Origin of the sequence: Clostridium bornimense (genome assembly GCF_018917145.1) — a bacterium.
In the GTDB taxonomy this organism is placed as follows: Bacteria; Bacillota; Clostridia; order Clostridiales; family Clostridiaceae; genus Clostridium_AN; species Clostridium_AN bornimense_A.
Window position 1 is genome coordinate 20,657 of the sequence record NZ_JAHLOD010000006.1, and the last position, 17,899, is coordinate 38,555.

General features: G+C 28.3%; 19 protein-coding genes and 2 riboswitches. Of the genes, 1 reads left to right on the forward strand and 18 read right to left on the reverse strand.

The features are described from left to right. Positions 1-5 precede the first annotated feature (5 nt). The gene (locus KQI30_RS03290) at positions 6-1,361 is read right to left on the reverse strand and encodes an alanine/glycine:cation symporter family protein (protein WP_216461760.1); all 1,356 of its coding nucleotides are present in this window, start codon (positions 1,359-1,361) and stop codon (positions 6-8) included. A gap of 57 nt (positions 1,362-1,418) precedes the next feature. Beyond that, positions 1,419-1,521, reverse strand: a riboswitch (glycine riboswitch). 277 nt (positions 1,522-1,798) lie between these two features. Here KQI30_RS03290 and KQI30_RS03295 point away from each other — a divergent pair. After that, positions 1,799-2,761 (forward strand): DHH family phosphoesterase, encoded by a 963-nt coding sequence (locus tag KQI30_RS03295; RefSeq protein ID WP_216461762.1) that lies wholly within the window; start codon positions 1,799-1,801, stop codon positions 2,759-2,761. 33 nt (positions 2,762-2,794) lie between these two features. Here KQI30_RS03295 and KQI30_RS03300 read toward each other — a convergent pair whose 3' ends face one another. From KQI30_RS03300 to cobT, 17 genes are all read right to left on the reverse strand, one after another. After that, complete coding sequence (locus KQI30_RS03300) at positions 2,795-3,700, reverse strand: radical SAM protein (RefSeq protein ID WP_216461763.1); 906 nt, start codon at positions 3,698-3,700, stop codon at positions 2,795-2,797. After that, positions 3,700-4,242, reverse strand: coding sequence for a nitroreductase family protein (locus tag KQI30_RS03305; protein ID WP_216461764.1), 543 nt, complete (start codon positions 4,240-4,242; stop codon positions 3,700-3,702). Before KQI30_RS03305 ends, KQI30_RS03300 begins: the two co-directional genes overlap by 1 nt. Before the next feature lie 107 nt (positions 4,243-4,349). After that, complete coding sequence (locus tag KQI30_RS03310) at positions 4,350-5,540, reverse strand: pentapeptide repeat-containing protein (RefSeq protein WP_216461765.1); 1,191 nt, start codon at positions 5,538-5,540, stop codon at positions 4,350-4,352. 85 nt (positions 5,541-5,625) lie between these two features. After that, positions 5,626-7,122, reverse strand: coding sequence for a cobyric acid synthase (locus KQI30_RS03315; RefSeq protein ID WP_216461766.1), 1,497 nt, complete (start codon positions 7,120-7,122; stop codon positions 5,626-5,628). A gap of 3 nt (positions 7,123-7,125) precedes the next feature. Next, positions 7,126-7,779, reverse strand: coding sequence for a diphthine--ammonia ligase (locus KQI30_RS03320; RefSeq protein ID WP_216461767.1), 654 nt, complete (start codon positions 7,777-7,779; stop codon positions 7,126-7,128). After that, positions 7,776-8,540 (reverse strand): ABC transporter ATP-binding protein, encoded by a 765-nt coding sequence (locus tag KQI30_RS03325; protein WP_216461768.1) that lies wholly within the window; start codon positions 8,538-8,540, stop codon positions 7,776-7,778. Before KQI30_RS03325 ends, KQI30_RS03320 begins: the two co-directional genes overlap by 4 nt. Positions 8,541-8,548: 8 nt before the next feature. Then, entirely contained in the window at positions 8,549-9,550 is a 1,002-nt protein-coding gene (locus KQI30_RS03330; protein WP_253287365.1) for a FecCD family ABC transporter permease, read from the reverse strand. A gap of 10 nt (positions 9,551-9,560) precedes the next feature. Continuing rightward, entirely contained in the window at positions 9,561-10,469 is a 909-nt protein-coding gene (locus tag KQI30_RS03335; protein ID WP_216461771.1) for an ABC transporter substrate-binding protein, read from the reverse strand. A 142-nt stretch (positions 10,470-10,611) separates the two neighbouring features. Continuing rightward, positions 10,612-10,785, reverse strand: a riboswitch (cobalamin riboswitch). 49 nt (positions 10,786-10,834) lie between these two features. Beyond that, on the reverse strand, positions 10,835-11,854 hold the full coding sequence (locus tag KQI30_RS03340) for a hypothetical protein (RefSeq protein ID WP_216461773.1): 1,020 nt from the start codon (positions 11,852-11,854) through the stop codon (positions 10,835-10,837). Beyond that, the gene (gene cobD / locus KQI30_RS03345) at positions 11,847-12,923 is read right to left on the reverse strand and encodes a threonine-phosphate decarboxylase CobD (RefSeq protein WP_216461775.1); all 1,077 of its coding nucleotides are present in this window, start codon (positions 12,921-12,923) and stop codon (positions 11,847-11,849) included. The genes KQI30_RS03340 and cobD overlap by 8 nt, the downstream gene beginning before the upstream one ends. Before the next feature lie 6 nt (positions 12,924-12,929). Then, the gene (gene cbiB / locus KQI30_RS03350) at positions 12,930-13,871 is read right to left on the reverse strand and encodes an adenosylcobinamide-phosphate synthase CbiB (protein WP_216461777.1); all 942 of its coding nucleotides are present in this window, start codon (positions 13,869-13,871) and stop codon (positions 12,930-12,932) included. Positions 13,872-13,874: 3 nt separating this feature from the next. Next, positions 13,875-14,483: a histidine phosphatase family protein gene (locus KQI30_RS03355; protein WP_216461779.1), complete on the reverse strand. Its 609-nt coding sequence runs from the start codon at positions 14,481-14,483 to the stop codon at positions 13,875-13,877. Further along, positions 14,470-14,856, reverse strand: coding sequence for a bifunctional adenosylcobinamide kinase/adenosylcobinamide-phosphate guanylyltransferase (locus KQI30_RS03360; protein WP_216461780.1), 387 nt, complete (start codon positions 14,854-14,856; stop codon positions 14,470-14,472). Before KQI30_RS03360 ends, KQI30_RS03355 begins: the two co-directional genes overlap by 14 nt. Before the next feature lie 10 nt (positions 14,857-14,866). Then, positions 14,867-15,622: an adenosylcobinamide-GDP ribazoletransferase gene (locus tag KQI30_RS03365; protein WP_216461781.1), complete on the reverse strand. Its 756-nt coding sequence runs from the start codon at positions 15,620-15,622 to the stop codon at positions 14,867-14,869. After that, a complete protein-coding gene (locus tag KQI30_RS03370; protein ID WP_216461782.1) occupies positions 15,619-16,158 on the reverse strand; it encodes a bifunctional adenosylcobinamide kinase/adenosylcobinamide-phosphate guanylyltransferase in 540 nt (179 codons plus the stop codon). The genes KQI30_RS03365 and KQI30_RS03370 overlap by 4 nt, the downstream gene beginning before the upstream one ends. Beyond that, positions 16,155-16,685 (reverse strand): cob(I)yrinic acid a,c-diamide adenosyltransferase, encoded by a 531-nt coding sequence (locus tag KQI30_RS03375; RefSeq protein ID WP_216461783.1) that lies wholly within the window; start codon positions 16,683-16,685, stop codon positions 16,155-16,157. Before KQI30_RS03375 ends, KQI30_RS03370 begins: the two co-directional genes overlap by 4 nt. A gap of 17 nt (positions 16,686-16,702) precedes the next feature. Continuing rightward, entirely contained in the window at positions 16,703-17,803 is a 1,101-nt protein-coding gene (cobT, locus tag KQI30_RS03380) for a nicotinate-nucleotide--dimethylbenzimidazole phosphoribosyltransferase (RefSeq protein ID WP_216461784.1), read from the reverse strand. Positions 17,804-17,899 lie beyond the last annotated feature (96 nt).

Consider the following 17,899-nt stretch of genomic DNA (forward strand, 5'->3'; position numbering starts at 1 on the left):
TTTCTTTAACGCTTCTTGAAATACTTATCTGTTTCATAAGCAACTATTCCACTAAGAGCTATTAAAGCTATCAAATTTGGTATTGCCATAAGACCATTTACTATATCTGCTAAAACAAATATTAAATTTAATGGCAAAAATCCGCCTATAGCTATTAATATTATGTATATATATCTATAAGGTCTAATTCCTTCTATTCCAAAAATATATTCAATGCATCTTTCACCATAGTAATTCCATCCTAATATAGTCGTAAATGCAAAAAAAATCAATCCAATGTTAACAATATATTTTCCAAGATAAGCTATTGGTATTCCTAACTTAAAAGCTTCAGTAGTCAATTCTGCTCCTTCTAATGCAACATTATCCCAAACTCCAGTAACTATTAATGCAAGTCCTGTCATTGTACAAATTATTATTGTATCAAAAAAGGTACCTGTCATTGTTATTAGTCCTTGCTTTACCGGTGATTTAGTCTTTGCAGCAGCTGCGGCAATTGGTGCACTACCAAGCCCTGCTTCATTTGAAAAAACTCCTCTACCTATACCTCTTTGCATTGCAACTACCACTGTTATCCCAGTACTTCCACCTAATGCTGCCTTTGGATTAAATGCACTAGTTATAATAAGTAATATTGCTTCTGGAAGTTCTCTAATATTCAATATCAATAAAAATATTACTCCCACAATGTAGAATATAGCCATAAAAGGCACAATAGTTTCTGTTACCTTTGATATTCTTTTTACACCACCTAATGTGACAATTGCAACAACAACAGTAACAATGATAGCCGTTACTACTAGTGGCACATTAAACAATATTTTTGTTGACTTAGATATGGCATTTACTTGTGCAAATGTACCAATTCCAAAACATGCAACACACACTCCAAAAAAAGCAAAAATCTTTCCCAGCCACTTTACCCCTAAGCCTTTTTCAATATAATACATAGGTCCACCGGACATCTCTCCATTTTCATCTACTATCCTATATTTTATTGCTAAAACACCTTCTGCATATTTTGTAGCCATACCAAAGAATGCTGCAATCCACATCCAAAATAATGCCCCTGGTCCACCAAATTGTATTGCCGTAGCTACTCCTACAATATTACCAGTACCAATAGTTGAAGATAATGCTGTGCATAAAGCGGCAAATGAGGATATATCACCTTTAGCTTTATCATCATTTTTTTCATCATCTTTTCCAAAAACACATTTTAATGCTAACGGTAGCTTAAAAACCTGAAGTAATTTTAACTTCATAGTTAAATATATTCCTGTTCCCACCAATAATATAAGTAATGGCGGTCCCCATACTACCCTGTTAACTTTTTCAAAAACTTCTGTTAGTGTTTCCATATTTTCCTCCTCAATATACACTTTTGAGAAGATCGGAGTTTACTTATTCAATTTTTTCTCCTCTCCCCTGTCCTTTTACCTGAGAGTTTCAATAGATTTATAACCTATTTTGCTCCTTCGGTGCTCATATTTATCTATGAGTCTCTCCAAGGGCTCGTCCAATTACGGTCCATATCTTAACGATGCCTGAAAGTTTTTTCATCTTCGGCGGACTAATCCTCTCCCGCAATCTTCATCCGAACACTTTTTTCTTGTAAATTATATTATTATTTTTTATTATAATCAAGTATTTATATACCATTATATATAAAAATATTCAATATTATAATCCCTAATTTTCCTACTATTATTATCTTTTCCTATGTAATCATCACAATACCTTTTTAATTATATTATTTTTTGTTATAATTGTAATATATTTAAGGAGGTATACTTATATGTTTAGACTTTCTACATTGTTAGAATTTGATGAAATTGTTGTACAATGCCACGATAATCCAGATGCTGATACTATAGCCTCCGGTTACGGATTATATTGTTATTTTAAGTCCTACAATAAATCTGTAAAACTAATTTACTCTGGAAATATTATTACAAAACCAAATATTATTCTTATGATAGAATTATTAAAAATACCTCTAGAGCATGTTAATACATTAAAAAAAACTAATCTTTTAATTACTGTTGATTGCCAATATGGTCAAGCAAACGTTACAAAATTCTCCGCAGAAAACATTTGCATTATTGATCATCACGTAACAACCAATACTACTTCAGACTTTAGTTGTGTATATTCAAATTTAGCCAGTTGTTCTACCCTTATATGGACACTTTTAAATAACGAAAACTTTCCGCTTAATGATACTTCTATATCTACAGCGCTATATTATGGGTTGTTGACTGACTCAAACAACTTTTCAGAACTATATAACGAATATGACAGATCAATGAAAGATTCTCTTGTTTTTGATATTTATATTATTAAACAACTTATTAACTCAAATTTATCTTTAAATGACTTAACTATAGCTGGATTGGCATTACTAAATTGTAAAATGAATAAAAAAAATAGATTTGCAACCTTTAAGTCGGACCCTTGCGATCCGAATATACTTGGGTTTATAAGTGATTTAGCAATTCAAGTTGATACTATAGACACTTGCATTGTATATTTTGAAAATGATGATGGAATTAAATTTTCTATAAGAAGTTGTAATGATAAACCTAAGGCTACTGAACTGGCTGCATATCTTTCTAAAAATTATGGTTCTAGCGGAGGTCATGGTCATAAAGCTGGCGGTTTTATCAGTGCTGAATCTTTCTATAAAATACATAAGTCTATTAATATGTCTAATTACATAAACAATAAAACAGAAGAATTTTTTCTTTATATTAGTTAATAGCGAAACGGAGTATAAGAACACTATTTGTTCCTATACTCCTTCTCCATTAAATTCAGGTATATAACTTTCTATATTCGTTCCTTCATCTTGTACAAAAGCATTTTCTACTCCTAACTTTATTGCATAGTTAATAAGACTATCATAATGTCTTTTATCTAAATATTTGTTTATTTCCTCATATTTATTTGCATTATTTAATGGAATGTATTGATTCATTATACTTATATATATTTTATCTCCATATCGATTATATAAATAATCAATTATTTTTTTAGAGTCAAACAATAATCCTGGTAACATTAAATGTCTAACAATAACACCTCTTTTCATTATATTATTTTCATCAAATATTGGACTTCCTACTTGTGATACCATTTCATCAATAGCCTTAGTTGCAAAAAAACTATATCCTTTTGCATTAGAGTACCTAAGTGAAAACTTATCATTAAAATACTTAAAATCCGGTAGATATATATCAACATAACCATGTAGTAGCTTCAAAGTTTCTATTTTCTCATATCCACTTGTGTTATATACTACAGGAATATTTAGACCTTTCTCCTTTGCAAGATCTAACGCTGATATTATTTGAGGAATATATTGTGTAGCTGTTACAAGATTTATATTATTTGCACCTTTATCTTGCAACTCTAAAAATATATCGCTTAATCTTGATATTGAGACTTCCTTTCCTACACCTTCTTGACTTATAACATGATTCTGACAAAATACACATCCAAGGGTACAATTTGAAAAAAATACTGTTCCAGAACCATTTATTCCCGATATACATGGCTCTTCCCACTTGTGAAGTGCTGCTCTTGAAATTTTTACTTCACTTCCTGATTTACAGAACCCAACCTTTCCTTCAAGTCTATTAACACCACATTCTCTTGGGCATAATTTGCAATTCTCTAGTAATTTTATTTTATCCATTAATATTTATTAACTCCCATTATATCATTTATGTCTTTTCTTACCTTTTTTCTTGGATTTTCATCACCACTATATCCAATAGAAATTATTAAATCTATTTCCTTATTTTTAGGTATATTTAATGTCTTTCTAATCTCCTTTTCTTTAAACCATCCCATTATACAAGTACCTAATCCTATATATGTAGCATATAGACATATATTTTCTATTGCCATTCCCATATCCAATGATGTAAAATCCTTTTTCTTTACTATTTCCCCTATTTTAGATGTAAGATTTCTTTTCTCTCTTATTGCTACAATAAAAGCCGGTGTTTGTAGCACAAATTTATTCATACCAATAAGCTGATCATATACACATTTTCTAAGCTCATTAACTTTTGATTCTTCATCAACAATAACAAATTTCCATGGCTGTGCATTACAAGCAGATGGTGCTACTCTACCAGCTTCAATACACTGAATTAGTTTTTCTCTTTCGACCTTTTTATCTATATAATTTCTTGTACTTTCTCTTTTTAATAATAATTCATTAAAATCCATCCACATATTTCTCCTAATCACTTATTTCAATTATATTTATATATACATTATAATATAAAAATAAAGTACTTTCTCAACAAGCTGAAAAAATACTTTTTTCTATACTACTATCTAATTATTTTTCTTGTTATTGTTCCTATACCAATTCCCATCATTATAGCTCCTAATAACATTTCAATATCACCTAATATATATGTATTTTCTAATGGCTCTCCAGCATTGTATCCAGCACCAGTAAAAGCTCCTACACTAGAATCAAAAGCTATTTTAAAATCATTGAAAAACTTTATAAAAGAAAAGTTTTTTATGTTATTGATAGTATATTTAACTATATCTCCCTCTATATCTAATCCTAAAATTAGAAAAAGTAAAGCAAAAACTACAATTATAACTAAAGAAGAAATAGCTGCATTTTCTGGTCTTTCCCCATAACCACAGGAAAACCAATATATATATGATAATATCTTTGGCACTAACTTTAATGTTTTTCTTTGAACCGATTTACAAAGAAAATAATATTCACCAAAGTTATTATTTAAATTATTTTCCTTAAACTTATCTGCTAAAGTTTCATATACATGATAAATTCCTTCATATTCATCTCTATTATTTTCTCTTAACTTAATCTTATCAAAAAATGTTTTCTCATCAAAACTACTTTTTCCTTCATCTAAAAAATCTAAATCTTTTATATAAGTATTTATCGTTTTAAATCCTCTCATATTACTATCTTGAATTTTAATTCCATTTATTATAGTGTCCTTTATAATCACACTACTTAAATTATTATTTTCAAAACAAATATTAGATAACTCATTGCCATCAAATATAGCAAAGCCCAGATTACAATCTAAAAACTTACAATATAGTTTACTTTCTCTAAACTCTGTTGATAAATTATAGGTATAGTTTAATGATGGTACCTCTTCACTCTCTTTCTTTAAGAAACAACATCCTTCAAAAACTACACCACCACCGCTAAAATTACATTTATCAAATAGGCACCCTATAAAATTGCAGTTTTTAAACTTTACATTATAGAACTTGCATTCTATAAACTTACAACATATTATATCTATATTAGATATTTCTATAAATTCATCTTCTTTTTTCACTCCCTTTTCACCAATGAAATTATTGGTAATTGTATTAAAACTATATTTATTATCAGCTTGGAGCTTTCCTGCCTTATTTTTATCTTTATAGATTTCATCATATATTTTTTTATTATTTTCTCTTCTCTTATTTAATTGATCCTTCGCAACAAAAACCTCTTCTTTGAAATTAATATAGCTCATAATAATACCTCTTATCAATATTTTTTTATTATTATTTTCTACATCAGTAAGAAATTTATTCTAAAAAATAAAGCCTTATATATATCTAGGCTTCACTAATTATTTCTTCAATTTTATTCATATCTAAGTTTTCTTTCATAACTTCAACTAATTTATCAAATTGCAACTTTTTATAATTCTCATAATTTATGGTATCATTAATACTATTATCTAAATTAAAATGTTCCACTAAAGATTGTATAAACAATCTACGAAATTTATCATTATCAAATATTCCATGAAGATATGTCCCCATAACATTTCCTTCTCTATTTATCATTCCTAAAGTTTCTCCATTAGATCCTTCTATAAAAGTAAACTGTTTTTCACCTTCTGTTATACCATTATGTATTTCATATCCGATAACGTCACAGTTTAAGAGTTTACTAAATATACTAGAAGAATACATTATCTTTCCTTTTTTCTGAATTGTGGTTTTATCTTTTTCAAAAATGGTTCTTGAACTTAATAAATTAAATCCATTCTCTTCTTTAACATCACCTTCTACACCATATTCATCATACAATGTTTCACCCAGCATTTGGTATCCACCGCATATTCCGAAAATTATTGTACCTTTATCTTTTCTATTAATTATTTCATTATAAATACCATTATTCTTTATATATCTCAAATCTTCTATAGTAGTCTTCGTCCCTGGTAGAATAATAACATGAGGATCACCAATTTCATCTATCTCTGATATATATCTAACAGTTACATCATCATCAATATCTAAAGGATTAAAATCAGTAAAATTAGACATATGTGGCAATCTTATAATTGCAATATCTAAACTCCCCTTTTCTTCTTTATTCTTTATTCTTTCTGTTACACTATCTTCATCTTCTATATCTAAATCTACATAAGGCATTACACCTAATACAGGTATGTTTATTATATCTTCTAATTGCTTTTTGGCAGAAGCAAAATAGTCAACATTTCCTCTAAATTTATTTATTATTACACCTTTAACTTGCTTTCTTTCCTCTTCTTCAAGGAGCATAAGTGTTCCAACAACTGATGCAAAAACCCCACCTCTATCAATATCTGATACTAAAATTACTGGAGCATCAACCATTTTAGCCATTGACATATTTGCAATATCTGAATCCTTCAAATTTATTTCTGCACAACTTCCTGATCCTTCTAATACAATTAAGTCATAATCCTTAGCCAAAATATCATAGCTTTCTTTAACTTTAATTTTTAGCTCCTTATTTAACTCTTTATATTTATATGAATCCATAACTTTATAAACAATACCATTCAAAATAACTTGAGTTTTCAGATTTCCACAAGGCTTTAAAAGTAGCGGATTCATATAGGCAGAAGGCTTAATTTCACAAGCATCCGCTTGTACTACTTGTGCTCTTCCCATTTCTAATCCCTCTTCAGTCACATATGAATTCAATGATATATTCATTGCTTTAAATGGTGCTACTTTTATCCCTTTATTTCTAAAGTATCTACATATTCCTGTAGCTATTGTACTTTTTCCAACTGATGAAGCTGTTCCTAATAACATTAAGTTATTATTCATTCTTTACTTCTCACTCCTTATTGATATAGAAGAATCCCTTTCTCCTACATAAATATCACCACATATTATATCTATTTTATTATTAAATATAGGACCATCAAATACAAAAGTATGATACTCTCCATTTTCACCACAAGGATCTGCTCCTGCTTTTTTAATTTTTTCTACGATTTCTTTTATAAGTACCTTACCTAAAAACTTCTTATCTAAAGACTTATTTTCTACTTTTTTTATTACCGCCTTAAATCCTGCATCAATAAACTCATTTACTAACTTTTCTCTTTCTTCATTCCATAAAGGAAACATTGCTTCCATATTAGCCTTTTTACAACGTTCTTCTCCCCATCTTCTATGGCTTTCAATATCTATATCTCCAAAAACACAAATTTCTATTCCTTCCCTGCTACATTTTATTAATGTATCTTCAAAACTTTTTTCGTATTCATTACCACTGCATTTTATTTCAATAAGCTTAATATCTAAAGACTTACTTACTTTTAATAAAAGGTCTCTATTAATACCATGAAACCAGCTTTCATTTTCTTTCTCATCAACTGTTACAATTAATCCACAGGGAATATATCCTTTATTAATCATCCTAAATAATGCTAATGTGCTATCTTTTCCTGTACTGTAAGACACCACAAACTTCTTCATTTATTTTCCTCCCATTTCTTTAATGAATTTATCATAAAATCTTTTATATTCATATTATAAGCTTCATTTAATGCATTACCACTAAAGACCTTTTTTGTTTCACCGATATCAATAACTTCCCCATGATTTAAAACTAATACCTTATCACTAAAATTGTTAACCAAATTTAAATCATGTAACACACTAATTAAAATTTTATCATTATCTCTAGCCCATCTTTTTAAATACTCTAATATTTCTATTTGATATTTTAAATCTAAATGATTAGTTGGTTCATCTAACAATATTACTTCAGGATTTTGTGCAAATGTTCTTGCTAAAAATACCCTTTGTAATTGTCCACCTGAGAGATTATTTATGTAAGTATCTTTTATATCTAAAAGTCCTACCATCTTTAGACTTTCCTCTATTATATCTTTATCCTCTTTATTTAAAGTTAACCTTAAACTTTTCATATGGGCATATCTTCCAAGTGCCACTGTTTCAAAAATAGTATACGGAAAGTGTATTGTACTTATTTGACTCAATATTGCTATTCTCTTTGCAAGTTCACTTCTTGTAAATGTGCTAATATCAATATTATCAAGTGTTATTTTCCCTTTATAATCTAAAATGTTTCCAATGGACTTCAATAATGTACTTTTTCCTGATCCATTAGGTCCCACAATGCAAAGATTTTCTTTCCTTTTTGCAGTAAAACTAACGTTTCTTATAATCATATCTTTATCATAACCGCAATGTAGCGAAGTAACTTCTAACATATATACACCTACTTAGATTTTTTAAAATAAATATAAGCAAAAAACGGTGCTCCTATCAATGCTGTTATTGCACCTACTGGTAGTTCTGATGGTACTACCACTGTTCTTGCAATTAAATCTGTTATTACCATAAACGATCCTCCTAAAAGTAACGCCATCGGTATTACGTAAATATGTTTTGACCCTATTATCTTCCTAACTAAATGAGGTATTATAAGGTCAACAAATCCAATAACACCACTTAACGCTACTGATGTCCCTGTTAAAATAGCTACTAAAAATAATAATTTCTTTTTCACTTTTTCTGTCTCAACACCAATAGATTTAGCTTGCTCTTCTCCAAAAGATAAAATGTCCATTTCTTTAGCATATAGAATAACACCAATAAAACCAATTATGAAAAATATAATACCACCTTTTACATATGACCATCCTTTTAATGAAAAAGATCCCATTTGCCAAAGACTTATACTTTCTATCTTTTCCCTACACAATGCTGTTATTGTAGTCAATATAGCATTTGAAAATAATGAAAACACCATTCCAGCAAGAATTAAAGTATTATTTCCCATTGTTTTATCCACTCTTGATGAAAATATCACCACAGCAAAAACTGTAATAAGCCCACATATAAAACCTACCACCGGTAACATCATTACTCCTAATATAGGAAATGTAATTCCAGTAACTATTACTATTCCTACACCTAATGATGCTCCAGATGATATTCCTAGGGTATATGGTGATGCCAATGAATTCTTTAAAATTGATTGAATAACTACTCCACTTACCGATAAAGCTGCTCCTACAAGAAATGCTAATAAAACTCTAGGTAATCTTAGTTTCCATATTATCGACACATATCTTTCTTCTATTTCATTTAGTAAAGGTATATTAAAAATCTTATTTAATATTATTGATATAACATCTTGTATATTAATATTGGAACTTCCAATGGAAGTTCCAATACAAATTACTATTAGCGATACAAATAAAGTTATCAATAACATTTTCTTATTTCTACTCATATTTTTCAGGATAAATGGCTTTTGCCATTTCCTTTAATGCTTTTATTACATTTTGAGAAGGTCTAGATGATGCATTATTATTGATTAAGTAAACATCATTATTTTTTACTGCATTTACTTCTTGCCATCCTTCTCTACTTTTAATTGCATCTACAGCTTCATCTGATTCATTAGTAAGAATAACATCTGGATTATCTTTGATTACAATTTCTTCACTTGGAGATACCCATCCATCTTCGTTTGCTAAAATATTTTCAGCTCCTATTATTTCAATCATTTCATTTAAAAATGTGTTTTTACCAAAGCTAAATAAACTTGGCGCAGAACCTATTTCAAAATATACCTTTTTCTTGTCAGTTATAGTTTTACCAATATCAGCAATTTTTGAAATTTCTTTTTTCATATCTTCTACAATTTTATCACCTTTTTTTTCAGTACCAGTGATATCAGCAATAAAGTTTATATCTTCATAAATACCATCAATACTATTACTACTTGGGATATATACAACAGTAATACCAGCATCTTTTATTGCTGCAAATGGATCTTCATTTCCACTTTTATTATGACCTGAAGCTATTATTATATCTGGATTTAATGATATTATAGTTTCAGCATCTGGATTTCTAAAATCAAGCTTAGGTAAATCTTCTTTTATACCTTTTATATCTGAAGAATATTTATCTACAGCAACTAATTTATCTGCTAATCCTAATTCCACTAATGCTTCTGTATTTGATGGTGCTGTTGAAATAATTTTTTCTACTTTTGAAGGTAAAGTAAACTCAGTACCTTCCCTATCTTTCATAGTAACAGTTTTTTCACTTCCACATCCAACTAATGAAAGTGTTAACATTGCTATTAGCAACATTAATGATAGAATTTTTCTTGTTTTTTTCATGTTCATTCTCCTTACGTCATTTTTGAAGGATTTATATGTACTTTTATACAATTTTTCCGCAAAAAAATAAAAATAACCCAAGGGTTATTTTTCTAACTACAGCCGAAAAATAGTATATATTATTATCCCACCCTCAGAGGACAATAATTCATCACAGAATGCAGGTCTCCCGACTTTACTTCATCCTACTTTCCTACCTTCCCGCGTTAGCAGTGGTTATAATCAAGATTTCGTCAGTTTCACGGTTACTGGGATAGCTAAAGAATCTCACTTCATTCCCTATTAAGTTTCTAACACATTCTATGTCAATTTTTCTTATTGATTATATTATTTTAATCAAATATTGTCAATGTGTGATTTAATTTTTACTTAATCTTGAAGTGAAGAAATTTTACATGTCCATCAAAATGTTTTCCTGTATATGAATTTGTAATATGATCACTACCTATTACTATATCGAAGGTATTATCAAGTATACTTAATAGCGGTTCTATCACAATTTTATTTATTTTATTAAAAAACATAATTTTTTCATCATATTTTTTGCGATGAGCAGCTTCATCACATCCATTTATATGTAACAATATAAAATCTTTTTCCTCCAAAAGTTTTAAAGTGACTTCCAATTTACTTTCTAGATTGGTATCTATATCTCCTGTTAACTCATCTACAATTGGAACTTCCATCTCTAAAACATTCCCTATTCCTTTAACTAAGTCTATACCAGAAACAACGGCACCTTTTAATCCATACTTTTCATAAAAACTAGGTAAAGTAGTTTTTTTTGATGCTCCCCAAAGCCAAAGCATAAGATCTTTATATCCTAAACTTTTAAATAGCTTTTTAGAGTGCTCCATTATATCCGTTATAACATTTCTATTTTCAGCACTCTTAATAATCTCACCTATAGAAAAATGTGGTGGTGGTAATTGAATTTCTTTTATATACTGATATGATTCATTTAAAAAGATTAGATTTTTATATGAACTACAGTGTCTAATATCAATAATGGTATCTGTAACTTTATCAATAAGAAATTTTCCAAGTTCTTTATCTACGCCGCCAGTAAAATCTATTAACCTATCATTACATATCTTTACTATATTACATCGCAATATAGTTTTATTTTCCAAATTAGTATATCCTCTAGCTAAAGCTTCAAAAAAAGCTCTTTCATAAATACTATACTTCTTCGCCGAATATCCTAGAATGTTTAGTATACAAATTAAACTTTCAGTTTTAAATCCATCAACTCCTGTCTTTATAATTTTTTCATCAATACTAATTGATCTATCTTTAATATTGTCCTTTATTGAGTCTACTAAATATTCATGGCTATTTTCCTCTAATCCATCTATAATTACTAATATTCTCTTTTTATTCATCTAATACTTCTTTTAACTTTTTAACTAGAATCTTATTTTCACTATTACTTTTCACTGCAATTCTATAATATCTTTTATCTAACCCATAATAGTTTTCACAACTTCTAATTAATATATTCCTCTCTAATAACACTTTTCTTAAATCAATATTAGATTCTATTTTAAAAAAGATATAATTTACAGATGGCTTATATACTTTTATACCATTATATAACTTTATTTCTTTATAAAGATTTTCCTTCTCATTTTCCATATATTCTTTTGTTTTAGTAATATAACTTTTATCTAAAAGAGATGCTATACTTCCCTCTACCGCTACTATATTTATATTCCACGGTACAGATACTTTATTAATTTTTTTCATCAATTTTTCATTTGAAGTAATACCATAACCAACTCTAATTCCTGGCAAAGCAAAAAATTTTGTTAACGACTTTATTATTACTAATGAATCAAAATCACAAATATTATTTTTTAAAGTATATCTATCTTCATTAAAAACAAAGTCTAAAAATGACTCATCTATAATAACAACAGCATTAACGGATTTAGCTTTTTCAATTACTTTTATAATAAACTCTTTTTTTGTTAATGTTCCAGTGGGATTATTGGGATTACATATAAATATTAAATCAATATCCTCCGTAATATCTTCTATAAAGTCTTCATCAAAATTAAAATTATTTTTTTCCTTTAAAAGATGAATTTTTATTTCTCCATCTACACTTTTTACAGCTTGTTCATATTCTGAAAAACTTGGAGCTGGAATTAATGTCTTTTTAGGTTTTATAGCTCTAACTACATTAAAGATACACTCAGCAGCTCCATTTCCTAAGAAAATATTATTCAAATTTATATTTTCAAATTTTGATATTGATTCTTTTAATCTAAAATAAGTTATGTCAGGATAAACATTTATATTTTCAATAGCATTTATCATTGCTTCCTTACATTTTTCACTTATACCAAGTGGATTTATATTAGCTGAAAAATCAATAATGTTTTTCTTATCAAGATTATATCGTCTCGCAATTTCCTCAACATCTCCACCATGTGATCCTAAATACAAATTTCACTACCTCCTTATTATAAATGTAAATAATAAAACTATAACATAAGTTAATAATGTAACAGTATATATAATATTGTTTGTTTTATATACGTCTTCTACTTCAATATCCTTTATGTAATCTCCTATATACGGCTTATCTACTAATTTACCAAAATAATAGTTTGGTCCTCCAAGTCTAAGATTTAATGCTCCTGCTACAGCAGCTTCTGGATGAGCACTATTTGGACTAAGATGTTTATTTTTATCTCTTTTGTAAATCTTCATAGAATTTTTAGTATTTAATTTTAAAATAAAAGATGATATTACTATTAATATAGAAGTTAACCTAGCTGGGATATAATTAAAAACATCATCTGCTTTAGCAGAGAAAAATCCAAAATCCTTGTATTTTTCATTTTTATATCCAAACATAGAATCCATAGTGTTAACTGCTTTATACATAATTCCTAGTGGTGCTCCACCTAATCCTATATAAAATAAAGGTGCTACTACACCATCAGATAAATTTTCTGCTAATGTTTCTACAACAGCTCTTAAAATCTCATCTTTATTTAAATTACTTGTATCTCTTCCTACTATATATGAAAGTTGGTTCCTTGCTCCTACAATATCGTCCTTTAAGATAAACTTAACTACTTTTATTCCTTCGTCTATTAGTCCTTTAGATGAAAGGCAAAAATAAATCATAATTGATGAAATTAGAATTCCTAAATATTTATTTATTTTACCCGAAGCAACAACAATGGCAGTAGAAATTAAGAATGTAATAAAAATAACTATAAACCACATAATTGCCCCTGCCAGCTTCAAGTTACTACTAAAAATTTTGCGCAACTTATTTTCCAGGCTTTTAGCCATCATAGCAATAATTCGAACTGGATGAATAGGATTTTGTGGATCTCCTATAATAAAATCTAATAAAACACCTATCGTTAAACATATCATAAATTAAACCTCAAATATTCTTTCTACATCAATAATATTAACCTTTTCACTATATGTTATTACCATCTTATACCCTTCTCCACATCTAGGTTGCCACATATAAAAATTCTTAGAATCATCATAGAATAATTCTAGTATAGTTCCTATAGTTCCACCATGACAAATAAATACTGCATTTTCTATACCCTTACTTAAAATATCTTTTGATATATCATTAAATGTATCTTTTATTCTTTTTTTATACTCTTTTTTACTTTCCCCACCAGGACATAAAACTTCTCCTGTATCATCATTAATCCAAGATAAATAACTTTCATTAAGCTTCAATTCTTCATAAGATTTCATCTCAAATATTCCAAAATTATATTCTCTAAATCCCTCTATAATACTATACTTAACATTAGGATATATAATTTCCATCGTTTCATTTGTTCTTTTCATTGCTGTAGTAAAATAAATATCCCCTTTAGGATAATTACATACTTTTTTTAATTCTTTTAGTTCACTAATTCCTATATCACTTAATGAAAGATCTGTGCTACCACAATATTTTGATAATTGATTTGCCTTTGTTTTTCCATGTCTAATAAAGTATAAATTACAACTCTTCATTTTTAATTAATATAGGTATTCCACAAAAAACTCTATATATACATTTTGCTTCTTTACTTAACAATTGCAGACATCTACCTAATTCTTCTCTCCACATTCTTTCTTCTTCTTTTAATGGAACTATTCCTGATGATATATCATCACAAATTATTATCTTGTCCTCTAATCTTTCTTTGTTATGATTTATTTCATCAACAACATTATGTCCACTTCTTACTCTAAAATAAACATACTTCTGAAATTCACATATAACTTTTTTAGACAAATCAATTTTATTTTCATTACAAAAACAAATATCTTCTTTTAATATATTAAAATGCTCTTGTGCAAAGTTTAGCTTTCCGTTATAAGCTCCACCAATTATTAAAATCATTATCTCACCTCTATATAACTGATAAAAATAAAAGAGCAATAGACTCTATAAGTACCAAACCATGTCCCGCAATATCACCATTTATTCCACCAAGCTCCTTACAAGAATTATTTACTATTAAAACTGCTGTTATTATCATCAATACTACTAATAATAATCCTTTTGCACTTAACAAAATATAGCTCGCTACTGTAGCTAATAAAAGAAAACTTATTAATATTACAATATCTAATTTCCCTGTGCCTTTTTTGAAATATGTAGCAAATGAACTTTCCTTCATTGTAGGTTTTAGCAAAAGCATAATTGCAATTATACTTCTTGATACTACCGGTATAACTAGCAATATATGAAATATAATTTCCTTTTCTATAAATGCATAGGTTGCTGAAAAGTTTAAAATAAAAATAATTGCTAATGATATAACAGCGAAGGCACCAGTACTGGGATCTTTAAGTATTCTTATTTTTTCTTCTTTATCCCTTCTAGATAATAAAGCATCACATACATCCATGAATCCGTCTAAATGTAACATACCAGTTATTAAAAAGGGAAATATCATAAGAAACGCTGCTTTTACCATCATTGATATATTTGTATACGATAATAACTTATATATAATACTCCATAATACACCTATCACTAATCCTATTACAGGATAAGACTTCATAATATGTCTTGAACTCTCATCATCCCAATAAGTTTTTGGCATAGGGATAACTGTAAACATTCCTAATGCCATAAGTAATCCTTTTAAATATCTTTTCATTGATTCTCCTCTATGTTCTTATGCACTTGAATATTTCCAAAAATACACTCTACTACTTTATCTGATATTTTTGCTATCTCTATATTTATATTTCCTAATTCTCTTCTAAATTGTTCCGTATATTGATCATATATTATACTATCACTAAATACATAATCTGATATAATAACAACATTATCAAAAAACTGAGCTATCTTTTTTATACCCTTTACTATCTTTATACTTGAATTATCGTTCATTTCTTCTTCAAAAAACATCTCATTAGTTAATAAAGATGTAATACTATCTATTAAAATTGTGGAAGTATTACTCATATTACTAACTATTCTTTCAATATCCCTATATTGTTCAATTGTTTTAAATCCAAAACCTTCTCGTTGCTTTATATGCGCTCTAATTCTTTCTTCATCTTCTTTATCATATGGTTTCATTGTTGCAATATAATATAAATCATCCTTATTGCCCAACCTAATTGCTTCTCTTTCTCCATATGAAGATTTACCACTTTTTGATCCTCCTACCACAAAACAAATCATTTTTCTATTCCTACTCTAGCTGATATTCCTTTTTCAAAGGGATGTTTTATACACTTTATCTCAGATACATAATGAGCCAAATCTATCAACGAATCTTTAGGATTTCTACCTGTCATTACAACTTCTAATCCATATGGTTTATCGTTTAGAAAACTTATAACTTCCTCTAATTCTATAAACTCTAAGTTAATTGCTGCTATAATTTCATCTAATATAAGCAAATCATAATTTTCATCTATAGCTTTTTTCACAACTTTCTTAAATCTATCGCTATGTTCTTTTTTAACTACCGCCTTTTCCTCATAATTCATGTTCCATACAAACTTGTTAACTGGTACACCTTCAAATATATGAAAATATTCCTTTAACTTTTCTATAGAAGCTAATTCTCCTGTTCTTCCACTTTTTAAAAATTGAGTTAGCAGAACTTTCTTTTCTCTTCCTGCTGCTCTCATTCCAAGACCCATTGCTGCCGTTGTTTTTCCTTTTCCATCTCCACAATATATATGAATTAATCCTTGATCCATATTTTCAATTTTCTCCTTTATACAATATAATTCTCTTTTTCTTTTATCTCCTCTAAATAACTATCATCTATTTCTGCTTCAGAAAATGTAGCCATATTATTCATAATAGCACATGAATATTGTACTATAGAAAATGCTATTGGACATCCACTACCTTCACCAAGCCTCATATTTAAATCTAACATAGGTTCTAAGTTCATAGCTTTAATTGCAATATTATAACCAACTTCAAAAGACTTATGTGATGGTATAAAATACTCTTTTGCTAAATTGTTTAGCTTAAATGCTGCTAAAGCCGCTACAACAGATATAAAGCCATCTATTACTACTGGTATTTTATAAAAAGCTGCTCCCAAAAATACCCCTGTCATTGCCGCTATATCAAAACCACCAACTTTTGATAATACATCTATAATATCATTTTTATCAGGGCTATTTATACTTATTGCCGATTTTATAACATCTTTCTTTTTTTCAAAAGCTTCCTTTGTTAATCCAGCACCTTTGCCTACTACCTTCTCTACTTCATACCCTGTAATTACTGAAAGTACAGCACTACTTGTAGTTGTGTTTCCAATGCCCATTTCTCCTACACCTATTATATCGTAACCTTTTATTTTTGCCTCTTCCACCATATCTATGCCAACAGCTATTGCTTTTAGGCATTCCTCATATGTCATAGCTGGTCCTTTTACTATATTATTGGTAGATTTTCTTATTTTCTTATCTCTTACTGAAGCAATTTTTTTATCACTATTTATACCAACATCAACAACTATTAAATCAGCATTATTCTCCTTTGCTAATACTGCTACTCCTGTTAATCCTCTTGTAAAATTTATAGTCTGAGCTAAAGTTATGGTTTGAGGACCTGATGCCACGCCTTCTTCCACAACACCATTATCTGAGCACATAATTATTATAGCTTTTTTATTAATTTTATTCTTTACATTCCCTGTAATGCCAGCTAGCTGCATTGCAATACCTTCTAATCTTCCAAGGCTTCCTAGCGGCTTTGCAAGTGAATTTAATCTTTCTTCAGCTTCTTTCATCTTATCACTATCTAGTTTTTCTATTCCTTTAATTACATTGTTAATTTTACTTAAATTGTCATTCATAATATACCCTTACTTATTCTAATAATTATTTTTATCTTTAACACTCTATATTTTAGCATCATATTTTTTTTCTTCAACTTTTTATAAAAGATAAAA